This window comes from Saccharomonospora cyanea NA-134, assembly GCF_000244975.1.
Taxonomy (GTDB): Bacteria; Actinomycetota; Actinomycetes; order Mycobacteriales; family Pseudonocardiaceae; genus Saccharomonospora; species Saccharomonospora cyanea.
Window position 1 is genome coordinate 2,835,262 of record NZ_CM001440.1, and the last position, 14,436, is coordinate 2,849,697.

14 protein-coding genes are annotated in these 14,436 nt (G+C 70.1%); 4 read left to right on the plus strand and 10 right to left on the minus strand.

Annotated features, from left to right (window positions below; genetic code table 11):
- Nucleotides 1–64: 64 nt before the first annotated feature.
- Entirely contained in the window at nucleotides 65–628 is a 564-nt protein-coding gene (locus SACCYDRAFT_RS13370) for a GNAT family N-acetyltransferase (protein WP_005456873.1), read from the plus strand.
- Between the two features lie 26 nt (nucleotides 629–654).
- Here the strand turns inward: SACCYDRAFT_RS13370 and SACCYDRAFT_RS13375 are convergent, their stop codons facing one another.
- Both SACCYDRAFT_RS13375 and SACCYDRAFT_RS13380 read right to left on the minus strand, forming a co-directional pair.
- The gene (locus tag SACCYDRAFT_RS13375; protein WP_005456874.1) at nucleotides 655–1,185 is read right to left on the minus strand and encodes a hypothetical protein; all 531 of its coding nucleotides are present in this window, start codon (nucleotides 1,183–1,185) and stop codon (nucleotides 655–657) included.
- A complete protein-coding gene (locus tag SACCYDRAFT_RS13380) occupies nucleotides 1,182–2,057 on the minus strand; it encodes a TIGR03560 family F420-dependent LLM class oxidoreductase (RefSeq protein WP_043536464.1) in 876 nt (291 codons plus the stop codon). The genes SACCYDRAFT_RS13375 and SACCYDRAFT_RS13380 overlap by 4 nt, the downstream gene beginning before the upstream one ends.
- 75 nt (nucleotides 2,058–2,132) lie before the next feature.
- On the opposite strand from SACCYDRAFT_RS13380, the gene SACCYDRAFT_RS13385 reads away from it, so the two are divergent.
- Entirely contained in the window at nucleotides 2,133–2,642 is a 510-nt protein-coding gene (locus SACCYDRAFT_RS13385) for a MarR family winged helix-turn-helix transcriptional regulator (protein WP_043537269.1), read from the plus strand.
- A 149-nt stretch (nucleotides 2,643–2,791) separates the two neighbouring features.
- Here SACCYDRAFT_RS13385 and SACCYDRAFT_RS13390 read toward each other — a convergent pair whose 3' ends face one another.
- The 7 genes from SACCYDRAFT_RS13390 to SACCYDRAFT_RS13420 all read right to left on the minus strand — a co-directional run bounded on the left by SACCYDRAFT_RS13390 (nucleotide 2,792) and on the right by SACCYDRAFT_RS13420 (nucleotide 11,883).
- Complete coding sequence (locus SACCYDRAFT_RS13390) at nucleotides 2,792–4,939, minus strand: alpha/beta hydrolase (protein WP_005456878.1); 2,148 nt, start codon at nucleotides 4,937–4,939, stop codon at nucleotides 2,792–2,794.
- 117 nt (nucleotides 4,940–5,056) lie between these two features.
- Nucleotides 5,057–5,911: a polysaccharide lyase family protein gene (locus SACCYDRAFT_RS13395; RefSeq protein WP_005456879.1), complete on the minus strand. Its 855-nt coding sequence runs from the start codon at nucleotides 5,909–5,911 to the stop codon at nucleotides 5,057–5,059.
- Nucleotides 5,911–7,509, minus strand: a complete 1,599-nt coding sequence (locus tag SACCYDRAFT_RS13400) for an alkaline phosphatase D family protein (protein WP_005456882.1) — start codon at nucleotides 7,507–7,509, stop codon at nucleotides 5,911–5,913. Before SACCYDRAFT_RS13400 ends, SACCYDRAFT_RS13395 begins: the two co-directional genes overlap by 1 nt.
- A gap of 21 nt (nucleotides 7,510–7,530) precedes the next feature.
- A complete protein-coding gene (locus SACCYDRAFT_RS13405; protein ID WP_005456883.1) occupies nucleotides 7,531–8,394 on the minus strand; it encodes a carbohydrate ABC transporter permease in 864 nt (287 codons plus the stop codon).
- Entirely contained in the window at nucleotides 8,391–9,299 is a 909-nt protein-coding gene (locus SACCYDRAFT_RS13410; protein WP_005456884.1) for a carbohydrate ABC transporter permease, read from the minus strand. The genes SACCYDRAFT_RS13405 and SACCYDRAFT_RS13410 overlap by 4 nt, the downstream gene beginning before the upstream one ends.
- 5 nt (nucleotides 9,300–9,304) lie before the next feature.
- A complete protein-coding gene (locus SACCYDRAFT_RS13415) occupies nucleotides 9,305–10,591 on the minus strand; it encodes an ABC transporter substrate-binding protein (protein ID WP_005456885.1) in 1,287 nt (428 codons plus the stop codon).
- A complete protein-coding gene (locus SACCYDRAFT_RS13420; protein ID WP_005456886.1) occupies nucleotides 10,588–11,883 on the minus strand; it encodes a Gfo/Idh/MocA family protein in 1,296 nt (431 codons plus the stop codon). Before SACCYDRAFT_RS13420 ends, SACCYDRAFT_RS13415 begins: the two co-directional genes overlap by 4 nt.
- A gap of 87 nt (nucleotides 11,884–11,970) precedes the next feature.
- Here SACCYDRAFT_RS13420 and SACCYDRAFT_RS13425 point away from each other — a divergent pair, with 87 nt between their 5' ends.
- Complete coding sequence (locus tag SACCYDRAFT_RS13425) at nucleotides 11,971–13,137, plus strand: ROK family transcriptional regulator (RefSeq protein ID WP_232283671.1); 1,167 nt, start codon at nucleotides 11,971–11,973, stop codon at nucleotides 13,135–13,137.
- A gap of 115 nt (nucleotides 13,138–13,252) precedes the next feature.
- On the opposite strand, the gene SACCYDRAFT_RS13430 is transcribed toward SACCYDRAFT_RS13425, so the two are convergent.
- Nucleotides 13,253–13,819: a CGNR zinc finger domain-containing protein gene (locus tag SACCYDRAFT_RS13430; RefSeq protein ID WP_005456889.1), complete on the minus strand. Its 567-nt coding sequence runs from the start codon at nucleotides 13,817–13,819 to the stop codon at nucleotides 13,253–13,255.
- 150 nt (nucleotides 13,820–13,969) lie between these two features.
- Here SACCYDRAFT_RS13430 and SACCYDRAFT_RS13435 point away from each other — a divergent pair, with 150 nt between their 5' ends.
- Nucleotides 13,970–14,431 carry a VOC family protein gene (locus SACCYDRAFT_RS13435; protein WP_005456890.1) on the plus strand — a complete coding sequence of 154 codons (462 nt, stop codon included), beginning with the start codon at nucleotides 13,970–13,972 and terminating at the stop codon, nucleotides 14,429–14,431.
- Nucleotides 14,432–14,436 lie beyond the last annotated feature (5 nt).

The window sequence follows — 14,436 nt, forward strand, 5'->3', positions numbered from 1 at the left end:
CACATCATAGGAAGAACACCGAAAATCGGTTGCAGCGGACGCCCGCCCAGGCGACCGTCGACACATGCGTGTCTTCTGCGTCACGGAACGCATGGTGCTTCGCCGCTTCACCGCCGAGGACGGCGACGACTTGGCCGCGCTGCACGGCGACCCGGACGTGATGCGCTTCGTCGGCAACGGCAGGCCCGTGCCCGCCGAGGTGGTGCGTCGCCGGACCCTGCCGTCGCTGGTGTCGGACTACGACCGGCTCGGCGGGCTGGGCGTGTTCGCCGCCGAGTCCTCCTCGGACGGGGCGTTCCTCGGCTGGTTCGAGTTCCGGCCTTCCGAGGCCGACGCGCTCGACGACGTGGAGCTCGGATACCGGCTGCACCGCCGGTGCTGGGGCCGGGGTCTGGCCACCGAGGGGGCACAGGCACTGGTCCGTCTCGGGTTCACCGAGCTCGGTGTGCACCGGGTGTACGCCACGACGATGGCGGTGAACCACGGCTCCCGCCGGGTGCTGGAGAAGACCGGACTGCGTCACGTGCGGACGTTCCACGAGGACTGGCCCGAGCCGATCCCCGGCTCCGAGCACGGCGACGTGGAGTACGAGCTGCTGAGGCAAGACAGCCGGGACTGGCGAGGCTGACCGACTGCACGGGCTGTGTGCGGGCGTCAGCGGCGCCGGATGCGTCCCCACGGTTTCAGCACCGCCAGGGTCGTGGCGACGAGCAGGCCGGTCGTCGACACGATCGGCGGGAACAGCAGGGCCCGGGCGACGTCGGTCGCGGGCGCTCCGCCCGCCGCGCGGCCCTGTCCGGCCGCCTGCTCGACGGCGGGCCAGAGCAGGACGACCACGAGCGCCACGAAAACCACCGCGATGGCCAGCTTCACGACCACCCACCAGTAGCGCACGAGGCCGTAACGGGTGCCGAGTCCGAGTACGACTCCGCTGAGCAGGCAGCCGACTCCCGCGGCGAGCAGTGGCCACCCGGTGACGGCCGCCAGAGCGGTGTAGCACGCCGTGACCACGAACCGGTCGTCGGTCAGCCACGCGGTGGCCACGAGTACCGCCATGGCCACGTCGAGCCCGAGCCACACACCGGCCGTGACGATGTGGACCACGAGTGTGGTCTTCCTGGCCCGTCGGCCGAGCCTGCGCGGTGTCGCCGTGCCGGTGGCGGTCGGGGCGGCCGCGCGGGTCATCGCCGCCTCCCCAGCGACTCGACCACGTCCGCGAGCACGCCCACGGCCTGCTCGGTCCACAGGCCGTCCGCGAGCACGACGACGTGCTCGGCACCCAGTTCCCGTAGCGCCTGGCATCGCCGCGTGAACGCCTCGGGGGTCTCCCCCGGTTCGAGTCGGGTACTGACCGTGACCTCGATGTCGTCGACGTCGCGGCCCTGGGTCCTGCAGTGCTCCGCCAGCGTCTCCAGCTTGTGTCGCAGTGTCCGCCCGCCGTCGGGGATGTCGAAGAGGTTGCACGCGTCCGCGTAACGGGCCACCAGCCGCAGCGTGCGCTGCTCTCCCATGCCGCCGACGAGGATCGGCGGATGCGGCCGCGACAGGGGCGGCGGGCTGCACACGGCGCGGTCGAGCCGGTGGTAGCGGCCGGGGAAGGGCGTGTCGTCGCCCGACCACATGTGCAGAGCCAGCCGAAGCAGTTCGTCGAGCCGGTCGAACCGCTCGGCGACGGGCGGTAACGGCAGTCCCATCGTCTGTGCCTCCGCCTTGTGGTATCCGGCACCGACGCCGAACCACGCCCGTCCTCCGGACAGCACGTCGAGGGTCGTCACGGCCTTCACGAGCACGCTGGGCTGCCGGTAGGTGACGGGGGTGACCATGGCACCGAGGCGGACGGTGCGGGTCTGCGCGGCCAGAAACCCCAGCGTCGTGTACGCCTCGAGCATGGCCTCGTCCGGGTTGTCGGCGGGATCCCCCTGGACCAGGTGGTCGGTGACCCACACCGTGTCGAGGCCCGCGTCCTCCGCGGCTCGCGCCACACCGGCCAGGTGCCGGGCCAGCTCGGCGGGCCCACCAGGCACCGAATAGTCGGTGAGCGCCATGCTGATACGCATACCACCGACGTTAGGTACCGAACCGTTAGGCGTCAATTTATTAGGTTACGAACGGTGGTGGGTACACTGATCGTCATGCCGGTACCCCCACACGGCCCCCCGCTCGGACTGCGCCTCGCCCGCACGGCCAAGGCGGTGAGTCAGGCGTTCGACGACGCGCTCGCCGAGGTCGGAGGGTCGAGACCCGCGTGGCTCATCCTCATGTCACTGAAGGCGGGCTCGGGCGCCAGCCAGCGCCACCTCGCCGACACCATCGGCATCCGCGGAGCGACGCTCACCCAACACCTGACGAACCTGGAGGAACGTGGGCTGCTCACGCGGCGGCGCGACCCCGGGAACCGGCGGGTGCACCTCGTCGAACTCACGGCGGAGGGGGAAGCCGCCTTCCGACGGATGCGTGACGCCGCCGTGGCGTTCGACCGACGGCTGCACTCGGGCCTCGACTCGGAGCAGACGGACAAGCTGGAGGCGCTTCTCGATCGGTTGCGTGACAACGTCACCCGTGATCCGGCCCCCGCCGATGGCCGGCGGGGGCCGGATCACGACGGTTACCGGCGCGGGGCGAACACGCCCAGTGCGTCGTAGGCGTGCCAGGAGCCCTCTCCCCTGTGCGGGGTGAGGACGTGCTCGCCCGCCCGCAACGCACCGGCGGGCTGTGGTGGTGCCGCGTGGATACCGGCACGGGTGTCGATCAACCAGATCGCCCGCGGTAGGACGGCCGTGGCTGCTTCCGGCTACGCGGGCCGCCCGCCGGTCACACCGATGTCACCGACGAACACCGATCCGCCTCCTTCGCCGTCGAACACGAGTTCCACGGAGGTCAACTCCTCGGGGGAGAACGCCGGGTTGTGCCTCGTCATGCTCTCCACGGGAACGCGGTGGGTCTGCGGCACGGGTTCGGTCACCGGCAGCGTGTGCAGCCATGGGGCAACGAGGTACTGTCCCGGTACTGCGGTGTGCAGTGGCCGCACGTCGGCCAGCGGCACGGCGGCGTGTTCCCCGGTCGCGTCGGTGAGCCGCACCGTGACGGTGCCGGACTCGCCGGTGGCGACGGCGTCGAAGACGACCGCGTCGATTCCCGGTCGTGCCTTCGCCGCAGCGGTGACCACAGGGCGCTGCTCGGCGGCCCATTCCACGTGGTGCATGACGTCCTCACCGGGCCCCGACCGTAGTGGCAACGGGGACAGGACGGCTTCCTCGGCCCCGTCGATCCGCACCGACTCCTCGTCAGCCACGACGGCGGTGGAGTCGGTGAATCGGCTGACATAGTTGGTGTCGGGCAACCACGACGCGGCCGCACGATGGTCACGGAAGAGCGCGAGGTCGGCGGTCTCGCCGCCGAGTGTGCCCGTGAAGTAGGCGGTGGCGTAGAGTTTCGCGATGCGGCGCTGTTGTTCGCCCGGCAGGAGTGCGTCGTCGTCGAGGAACAGCTTCGGCAGCCCGTACCCGACGTCGTGCCGGTCCCAGCGACTGTTGAACTGACCGTGGTTGGCGCGCTCGATGTACAACGAGGCGGCGAAGCGGTACTCGGCGCCGGTGAACTCGACCCTCTCGTACTGGTTCAGGCCACCGAAGCTGACCACGTCGGCGTCGTGGGAGCCTTGGAGCACGAGGTAGTTCACGTCACGCAACGTCACGGCCTGCCCGTCCGGAGTGGACTGGCCGTCGGACGGCGCGAGGGCGAGTACCGACCGCACCCGCAGACCGTCCACTCGCTCGTTCTGCAGCAGTTCGGCGGCCGCGGCGACGGCCTCACCACCACGGGAGTGCCCGAGTAGCCCGACGGCGTCGAGGTCCACCTTGCCCGTGAACGGATTACCGTCCTGCTCGGTCCACGCTTTCCACACGGTCAGATGGTGGCGCAGCATCCGGGCACGGACCTGCTCCACGCCCCGCAGTCCGCCGCTGCGGTCGAGCACGCCCGTGTTGAGGAAGTTCTGGTCCACGGACGCCGCGATCACCCCGTGGCTGGCGAGCTGCTCACCGAGGTAACGGAATCCGTCCTCCGACGAGGTGGCGTTGCTCTTGTTACCGTGCACGAGCAGTACCAGCGGGAACGGGCCGTCGCCCTGCGGGTACCACACGCGGGCGTTGACCGGGAAGGCGTCCGCGTCGAACCCCCACAGGTCGTGCCGGTCCTCGTTCCATCCCGTGACGAGCGCGGAGACGTCGACGGAGTCGGTGGTCAGGTCCGCGTCGGCGCCGTACTCGGGGCGGCGGTCGTGTCCGCTGCCGTAGGTGAGTTCGGCGACGGAGTGCGGGCCCGCTGCCGCCGGGTTCCGCCCGAGCGTGTGTGTCGCCTCGCCGTCGTCGACCACGGTCACCGGCTTCTGCCCTGCCGTCACGAGCCACCCTGCGGGCCCACCGACCACCAGCACCGCGAGCGCGAACGCGATGACGCGCGGGTCCCTGCTCCGCAATGGTCGGCGGCCCCGGTGGGGCAGCAGGCCGCCGACGGCGCCGCCGAGCAGGGAGACCCCGACGACGAGGATTCCCACTGCGGCGAAGTACCCGGTCCGAGTCGCGCCCGCCCCCAGTGTCAGTAGCAGCACCAGGCTCATCAGCAACGTGGCCGTGTATGTCCAGGGCAGAGCCGCTCGTCGTCCGACCGTCACGAAGAGCAGGCCCGTGACGACCGCCGCGATCGCCACGGCCAGTACCCCGTTCACCGCGAGCTGACCGGCCAGCTCGCCACCGACACCCGGTACCAGTTGGTCAGCGGTGTTCCACGCCACGAGCGCCGCGGTCAGCGCGAGCAGCGCAGAGGTGGCGCCCCGCCAGTGCGGGCGTGCTCCCCGCGCTACCCGGCCGAAGCGACGACGTCGGGCGGGCGCCGAGCCCGTGCCGTCATCGGATTCCTTTTCCCCCAGTTCGGTTGACATGCACCCGACGATAACAACGTGTATCCGACCGTTGACATGATGTGGCAAGCCGTGCTCACGGTCTCCCCCCTCCGATCCGGTCCCCGCCAACGGTCGGCGGGGACCGGATCGGAGGAGTTACCGGCGCGGGGCGAACACCCCGAGCGCGTCGTAGGCGTGCCAGGAGCCCTCTCCCTTGTGCAGGGTGAGGACGTTCTCGCCCGCCTTCACCGCGTCGGCGGGCAGCGGCAGTTCCACGATGGACGGCACGAGCGGGTTGCCGGGGACGGTGGCGTCGCCCTGCAACGAGCCCTTCGTCGCACCCTTCTCCAGTTCGATCCCGGCCACGGCGGTGTCGTTGCAGGAGATCTCCAGCACTCCCGGGATGCTGGCGTGGGTGTCGATCAGCCAGATCGCCAGCGCCAGGTCGGTCGCGGGCTTCTCCGGCAGGGTGAAACGCAGGCGGAAGGTGTGCGCCCTGCTGCCCGCCCACCGGTCGGAGGGTCCGGGGTGCAGGTACGGCCAGTCGGTCCCCGGGGTGCTGACGCCGTGGGTGTAGTCGGCGCCGTTCGGGAACCTGTCGAGGTAGTCGCCGTAGCCGTTCGGAGCCAGCGCCAGCTCCAGCGATCTGCGGTCGAAGTCGCCGATCACCGCGACCGGAGTACCCGACACCGTCACCGACTCCGCCGAGGTCGCCCGCAGCGGCCCGGCAGGTGCGCTCGTCTGCCCCGAGGCGGCCACGGTGACCACCCGGTAGTACCAGGTCTGCCCCGCGGGCCCGAGGCCGTCGTGCCGGAAGTGGGTGTCGATCGTCTTGCCGATCAGCGTGTCGGCCGACGGACGGAAGTCGCGGTGCTTCGCCGCGTACACCGCGAAGTGGTCGACCAGCGGCTGGTACTGCCGCCGCGCCGTCCAACTCGCCTCGATACGGCCGATGTCACCCTTCGCGGAGAGGTCGACCACCGACGGCACCGTGCCGTTGCTCGCACTCATCACGCCTCCCGCTTCAGACCCGGCCTGCCGGCCTCGGTGACGAACCGCGCCACAGTGGACACCGGTGCCCGGTCGTCCCGCTCGATGTAGTCGACCACCTTGTACTCCGCCGTCAGCTCCCGCGGCGTCATCGCCCCGACCAGGTAGCCCCGGCGACCGTCGTAGAACTTCACGTGCGGGTTCGAAAGCCACAGGTCCGTGTAGTTGTCCGTGGGAGCGCCGTCACCGTCGGAGCCCACCGAACCGACGACGAGTTCGGAGCCGATCGTGGCCGAGTCCGGGTCGGTGAAGTCGGCCTTGAGGTCGGCCGCGACGTGCCGGTGGATGTCGCCGGTCAGCACCACCAGGTTGTCGACCCCGTAGCGGCGCACGGCGTCGAACACCCGGCCGCGGTTGGCGGTGAAGCCGTCCCACTGGTCCATGCTGAACGTGCGGCCCGGCCCGGTGTCGCGGTCGATCTGCGCCATGACGACCTGCTGCGCGAACACCGTCCACGTCGCCAACGACCGCCGCAGTCCCTGGTCGAGCCACCGCTCCTGCTCGCGGCCGAGGATGGAGCGCTCGGGGTCGGTGTGTTCACCGCCCGCGCTGGTGTCGGCGGGGAAGTCGTCACGGTACTGGCGCGTGTCGAGCACGTGCACGTCGGCCAGCGATCCCCACCGCAGCCGCCGGTACAGGCGCATGTCCGGCCCGTGCGGCAGGGTGGATCGCCGCAGCGGCAGGTTCTCGTAGTAGGCGCGGTAGGCCACGGCCCGCTGCCGTTCGAAGTCGGACACCGAGATGCCGTACTGCGAGTGGGCGTCGGCGTAGTTGTTCTGCACCTCGTGGTCGTCCCAGGTGGACACCCAGGGCGCCAGGGCGTGCGCGCGCTGCAGGTGGGGATCGGTCTTGAACAGCGCGTACCGCAGGCGGTACTGCTCCAGGGTCCGCACCGTGGTGTCGTGCACGGGGTCGAGGTCCACGCCCCGCCGCCACAGGTTGCCGTCGTTGATCGCGTACTCGTAGACGTAGTCGCCGAGGAAGAACACGAGGTCGACGTCCTCGTCGGCGAGATGGCGGTAGGCGGTGAAGTGACCGTGGTACCACGCCTGGCACGACGCGCTGGCGAACCGCAGCGCGTCCACGCGGTCGTGGCGGCCCGGCGCCGTGCGGGTGCGGCCGACGGGACTGATGTGGTCACCCGCGCGGAAGCGGTAGAAGTACTCGCGTCCCGGACGCAGCCCGTGGACCTCGGGGTGGACGGAGTGCGCCAGCTCCGGCGTCGCCACGGCGCGCCCGCGGTGGACGACGCGGGAGAACCGCTCGTCCTCGGCCACCTCGTAGTGCACGTCGACGTTCTCCCGGGGCATCCCGCCGTGGCCGTCGGCGGCCAACGGATCGGGAGCCAGCCGTGTCCACAGCACCACGCTCGTGGACTCGGGATCGCCGGAGGCCACGCCGAGGGTGAACGGCTCGCCCGGTACGCGGCCCCACGACGGTGCCGCGGACTGGGCCGCGTGGACGGGCATGCCGCTGCCGAGCGCGAGAGCGGCCGTGCTCAGCCCCGCCAGGGCGAGGAAGTCACGTCTGTTCGGTAGGGCATCAGGTTGGGGCGGCATCACTGCTCCCGTCGTCGACTGTCATTTCACGCCCCCCGACGTGAGTCCCGCGACGATGCGCCGCTGGAACATCAGAACCGCGATCACCAGCGGCACCGTGGCGATGACGCCCGCGGCCATGCGGGTGCCGAACGGGCTGTCGTGCGCGGCCACCCCGACGAACTGCGAGATCCGTACGGTGACCGGCTGCGTCGACGGGTCGTTGACCATGGTGAGCGCGATGATGAACTCGTTCCAGGCCACCACGAACACGATGATGGCCGTGGTGAACACGCCGGGAACCGCGATCGGGAGGATCACCTTGCGAAACGCCTGCCCAGGTGTGCAGCCGTCCACTCGCGCCGCCTCCTCCAGCTCGTACGGCAACTGGCGGAAGAACGTGGTGAGATACCAGATCGCCAGTGGCAGCGCGAACGAGAGGTTGGGCACGATCATCGATTGGTAAGTGTTGATCCAGCCGATGTCGGTGAACAGCTTCAGCAGCGGTACGAGAAGTGAAATCCCGGGGAACATCGAGGTCGCGATGACCACCGCGAGCACCGCGTTCTTGAAGCGGAACTCCAACCTGGCCAGTGCGTACGCGGCCAGTGTCGCCACCACGATCGTGGCCGCGGTGGTGACACCGGCCACGAGCAGGCTGTTGAGCAGCGCGCGACCGAACTCGTTGTCGCCGGAGAACACGGCGCGGTAGTTCTCCAGCGACCACGGTGACGGCAGCGCCGAGAGGTCGAAGATGTCGCTCGTGCGCCGGAAACTCGACACCACCATCCAGTAGAACGGCGCCAGGCAGTACAGGATGATCACCGCGACGCCCGCATAGGGCGCGATACGGCGAACGGTCGCGCCGACCGTTCCCGTGGCGAGACCGGACCGGGTCGTGCTCACGCCGACACCTCCGAGGTCCTGCGGGCTCGGCGCTCACCCAGCAGGTCGGCGCCGAGCAGTTTGACGAACACGAACGCCACCACCGCGATGTAGCAGAACAGCAGCACCGCGTAGGCCGCGGCGGGCCCGTACCGCACCTGGTTGGCCTCGTCCCACGCCAGCATCGACAGTGTCTCCACCGACGCCTTCTGCGCTCCGACGAGAACGAACGGCAGGTCGAACATCCGCAGCGCGTCGAGCAGCCGGAACAGCACCGCCACCAGCAGGGCAGGTTTCACCAGCGGCAGTGTGACGCGCCAGAACTGCTGCCAGCCGCTCGCGCCGTCCAGCCGTGCGGCCTCGTAGACGTCGTTCGGGATCAGCTGCAACCCCGCGAGGACGAGCAGACCGACGAACGGCGCCGTCTTCCACGTGTCGGCGATGATCACCGCGAGCTGTGAGGCCCACCCGTCGGCCGTCCACAGCAGATCGGTGCCCAGCACGGCGTTGGCCACGCCGTTCGACTGGAAGATCCACTGCCACAGCAGGCCCGCGACGGCCGTGGGAATCGCCCACGGCACGAGGATCGAGGCCCTCACCAGAGCCCGGCCTCGCATGGCCCGGTGCATGACGAGCGCCATCGCCACACCGATGATCACCTCGGCGGTCACCGTGGTGACCGTGAACAACGTGGTGTTGCCGAAGGCGTTCCAGAACCGGTCACCCGTGAAGGCGTCGGCGAAGTTGTCCGCACCGACGAACCGGTCCCCGGTGACGATGAACCCCGACTCGTCGATCTCGTCACCGCTGCGGTACAGCGACTCTCGCAGTGCGGCCAGCAGCGGATATCCCACCACCAGGCCGAGCACGAGAACCGTCGGGGACAGCAGCAGCGCCGCCGTGCGCCCCTGACTCGACCGTGCCATCGACCTCAGGACCCCTGCGTGAGCTCGGTCAGTTCCCGCTGCATGGCCGCCAGGGCGTCGTCGACCGACTTCTCGCCCTTCAGCGCGGCGTAGACGTGGGTCTGGATGACGGTGCTGGCGTCGCCGTAACGCACGATCGACGGCCGCGGCTGCGCCCGCTCGATGCCCTCCTTGAGCACGGTCAGGTACGGGTACTGCTTCTGCAGCCCCGGATCCGAGTACACCTCGGTGCGCGTCATCGGGTACGCCGAGCCCTTCGCGTGCCTCAGCTGCACGTCCAGGCTGGTCAGGTGGGCGATGAAGTCACGGGCCGTGGCCTGCTTGGTGGAGAACGCCGACACGGCGAGGTTGTTACCGCCGAGCGCGGACACACCGGCGTCGTCCAGGCCGGGGATCACGGTGACGCCGAACTCCCCCGCCACCTTCGAGGAGCCGTCGTCGGCGTTCGCCAGGTTGTAGATGTAGGCCCAGTTGCGGTGGAACACCAGCTCACCCTGCTGGAAGGCGCGGCGGCCCTCCTCTTCCTTGTAGGTGATGGCGTCGGCGGGAATGCGTCCTTCGCGGAAGCCGTCGACGAGGAACCCGAGACCCTCGGCGGCCTCCGGTGTGTCGACGGTCGGTTTGCCCGTCTCGTCGAAGACCTGCCCGCCCGCCGAGGCGACGGCCTCGGCGAAGTTCACGGTGAGGCCCTCGTACTTGTCGTGCTGGCCCGCGTAGCAGGACATGCCCTTCGCCTCGGGCAGCTGGAGTACCTGCTCGCAGACCTCCCACATCTGGTCCCACGTGGTCGGCGGCTCGGCGTCCACCTTCTCCAGCAGGTCCTCGCGGAAGTACAGCATGGCCGAGCCGGTGAAGTGCGGGATCGAGTACAGCTTGCCCCGGTACTGCGAGCCCTCCAGCGCCGCCGGGAAGAACCCGTCCACGGCGAAGGACTCCTTCGGCAGTTCGGTGATCCAGCGGCGCGCGGCGAACTCGGCGTTCCACGGCAGGTCGATGGTGATGACGTCGTAGGAGTCGGAGGCCGTCTGTGCCTGCTGGACGAGTTTCTGCCGCTGGCCGTCGGCGCCCTCGGGCAGCTCGACGATCGTCACCTTCTCGTCGGGGTGTTCGGCGTTCCACTGCTCGACCAGTTCCGGCACGGTGCCGGTGCCGTCCTTGATCGTGGCGAACGTGATGGGGCCACGTCCGTCGGGGTCGCCCTGGGCCTCACCGCCTGGGTCCGAACCGCATGCCGTCGCCACGAGGACGCCGGTCAACGCCGCGGCGATCCGGGCGATCGTCGCCGTTTTCATCGTGCCACCTCCATGTGGGCCGCTGAGGATGTGGGAGTGGTGGGCTCGGGCAGGGTGACGACGGTGCCGGAGCGCCGTGCGTGTTCCGCCGCCCACACGAGCTGGTGCGTGGCGAGGCTTTCCCTGCCACTCGAGAGGATCGCTCCGGCGTCGCCGGTGGCCACGGCCTCCACGAAGGCGTCGACCAGGGCCTGGTCGCCACCGCCGTGCCCGTCGTCGGCCGTGGCTCCCTCCGACACGCCGACGTCGATCACCTCGGTGCCGTGGAGGAAGTCGTGCACGGTGATCGAGCGACCGTCGCCCTCGATCGAACCGCGGGTGCCGAAGATCCGGGTCTTCCGGAAGTCCAGCGGGGTGAACGCCGTCATGGTGAACGAGGCGGTGACCCCACCGGTGTATTCGAGGTTGACCACCTGGTGGTCCACGACGTCGTTGTCGCAGGCGTAGACGCACCGCCCGTAGGGGCCGTCGCGCAGAGCGGCGAGCAACCCCTCCTCGGTCCGGTCGTCGGTGAGCACCGACAGCGGCCACAGCCGGTCGGGCTCGGCGAGCAGGGGCCGGTAGATCCGGGGTGCCGAGTACGGGCACGTCGACTCGACGGCGCAGTCCAGGCACCGGTCCGCGGCGCCCTCGGGCCTGCGTTCGGGCCGGAACTCGTACAGCCCGCCGAACGACGACACCCGCACGGCGGGCCTGCCGATCAGGTGCGACAGCCAGTCGAGGTCGTGGCACGACTTGGCCATGAGCATGAACGTGGAGGTGTCCTCCCGCCGCCAGTTGCCTCGCACGTACGAGTGCGCTTGGTGCCACCACCCCACCGGTTCGAGGTGCTCGACGCTGACGATGTCGCCGATGCGTCCGCTGTCCACGATGGCCTTCAGCCGCCGCGAGTACGGCATGTACCGCAGCACGTGGCACACGGCCAGCAGCACGCCGGCGTCCTCGGCGGCGGTGACGATGCGCTCGCAGTCGGCTTCCGACGTGGCCATCGGTTTCTCGAGCAGCAGGTGGTAGCCCCGGCGCGCCAGCGCGACGGCGGGCTCGACGTGGTCCGCGTCCTGGGTGGCGATCACCGCGACGTCGGCGATGCGGGGCTTGTCGAGCAGCGCGCGCCAGTCGGTGAACACGGCGTCGGACGGGATGTCGTGCTCGGTGGCGAGCGTGTCACGGGCTTGGGCGCGTGGCTCGGCGACGGCGACGACCCTCGCCTTGCCCGTGGCCGCGGCGCACGCGGCGTAGGTACGTCCTCGCACACCCGCCCCGACTACGGCGATGGTGACCGGCGCTGGCACAGGTCCTCCCAGGCAGTTATTTAGGAAACTTCCTTTAATTAATACGGCATGGTCTACGATTGCTGGCGTCCGGTCAAGGGAGAGTTCGTGTCCACTTCGCGTCCCGAGGGCGGCGGCCAGTCGCTCCTGAGATTGATCAACTCCGTGGCGGTGCTGTCCGCGCTGCGCGAATCCGGTCCCGCCACGATCACCGACCTCACCCGCGTCACGAGACTCTCCCGCCCCACGGTCGAGGCCGCCGTGGACGACCTCGTCGCGCAGGGCTGGGCGGCCGAGCACGAGGCGCGCGGGCAACGCCGGGTCGGCCGACCGGCACGGCGGTTCGTGTTCCGCGGCGACAGCGGATACGTCCTGGGCTTCGACGTGGGCGCCCACCGGGTCCTCGGCGTCCTCGCCGACCTCAACGGCGACACCGTGCACGTGGCGGAGACCCGAGTCGATCCGCGCCTCGACGCCGACGCCCGGCTCTCCGTGGTACGCGACGTCGGCACCCGCTGCCTGAACACCGCGGGCGTCGACCGGTCGAGCGTCATGGCGGTGGCCGTGGGCTGCCCCGGCATCATCGCCTCGGACGGCACCGTCACACTGTCCACAGTGATCCCGGGCTGGGTCGACTTCCCCTTGGCTCGCAGGCTCTCCCGATCGTTCCCCTGCCCCGTGCTGGTGGACAACGACGCCAACCTGGCGGCGCTCGCCGAACGCGCACACGGCGTCGCCCGTGACGTCGACGACCTCGTCTACCTGTTGATCGGACGACGCATCGGCGCGGGGCTCGTCCTCGGCGGCCGGGTACACCGCGGTTTCGGCGGCGCGGCGGGCGAGATCGGCCTGCTCGACTTCGCGACCTGGGAGCGGTCACGCGAGCTGCTGCTCGGCCCCGCCACGGGCGACTCGGGGCGGTCCCACGACCACCGGGTGACCGGTCGCATCCTCGATCGCGCCAGAGCCGGCGAGGCCGACGCCGTGAGGATCGTCGACGAGTTCTGCGCCGTGCTCGCCCGGCAGGCGGTGGCGATGACGCTGACCGTGGACCCCGAGATGATCGTGCTCGGTGGTGGGCTCGCGAGCGCAGGCGACCTGCTGTTGCCCCGGCTGGAGAAGCACATCTCCGACGTCTGCGTCCGCACACCACGACTGGCGGCCTCGACCGTGGGCCAGGAGGCCGTGGTCCTCGGCGCGGTACGCCTGGCCCTGAGCGCCGCCGACGAGGCACTGCAACAGCGAGCGAAGGCCGGTGTGGCCGCCCGGGGGTGACGGAGACTCCGGCCGACTCCGGAAGCGGAGTCACCTCCCCGGGCGCCTGAGCGTGGCGCGGACGGAGTCGCTTCCCTGGCCGTCGCTCGGCGCACGAGCGGCACCGGGACGGCGTTCAGTTGCGAGTGGTGCGCTGGTAGTGCCGCATGGCCTTGGCCCGGTTTCCGCAGCCCGCCATCGAGCACCAGCGACGTCTGCCGCTCTTCGACGTGTCGTAGAAGTACAGAACGCACTCGGAGTTCGCGCACGCCCGGATGCGCTCCGGGTGTTCGCCGAGCAGCCGGAGGAAGTCGTCGACCGCGGCCCACGCGGGCCCCCACGAGGGTTCCTCGACCCGGACGGCGCTGAGTGGCCCCTCGGCGGTGAGCGACCGGGTCGTCCAGCCGTGGGACAGGACCGCGTTCGCCGCCGCGAGGGCGTCGCCGTCGAAGTCCGGCGACGACGCGACCAGACCGTCCAACGCCGCCCTCGCCCGCAGCAACCGATCGAGGGTGGGGCGGTCGGCGCCTGCGACGAGGTCGCCGAGCGCCCGGCGCACGGGTGGCGAGTCCAGCCACACGGCGAGGCCCTCGACGTCGGCGAGCAGGTCGTGGTGGCCGGTGCCGTCGATCCAGCGGGTGTTGAGCAGGTCGATGGACAGCGGCTCGCCGGTGAGCGGGCGCGGGTCCGCTGCGGATGTCACCGGACTCATCCTCCGAGGGTCGGTTTTCGCGGCCGTACCACCCGAGCCTAACCGATGATCCGCGGATCACCGGTTGACGCCTTCAATTCTAACCGTTAAAGTCCGTTTCAACGGTTGCGACGGATCGCGACCACCGACCCAAGGCATGTGATGACTGTGGCCCCTGACGGCAAGCTGACCACCGGACACATCGGACTGAACGTGACCGACCTCGATCGGTCACTCGCCTTCTACGGCACCGTGTTCGGCTTCGAGGTGATGGCGGAGGGCAAGGAGGACGGTCGCAGGTGGGCCTTCCTCGGCAGGGACGGGCAACTGCTCGTCACGCTGTGGCAGCAGAGCGAGGGCGCGTTCAGCCCCAGCACACCGGGCCTGCACCACCTCTCGTTCCAGGTCGAGACCATGGACGAGGTGAACGCCAAGGCCGACGTGCTGCGCGAGCTCGGCGCCGAGTTCTCCTACGACGGCGTCGTACCGCACGGCGAGAACGGCGAGTCCGGCGGAATCTTCTTCACCGACCCCGACGGCATCCGCCTGGAGATCTACGCGCCCACGGGCGCCGACCCCGCGGACGCACCGGTCGCCGGTGCCCCCACCTGCGGGTTCTTCTGATCGAT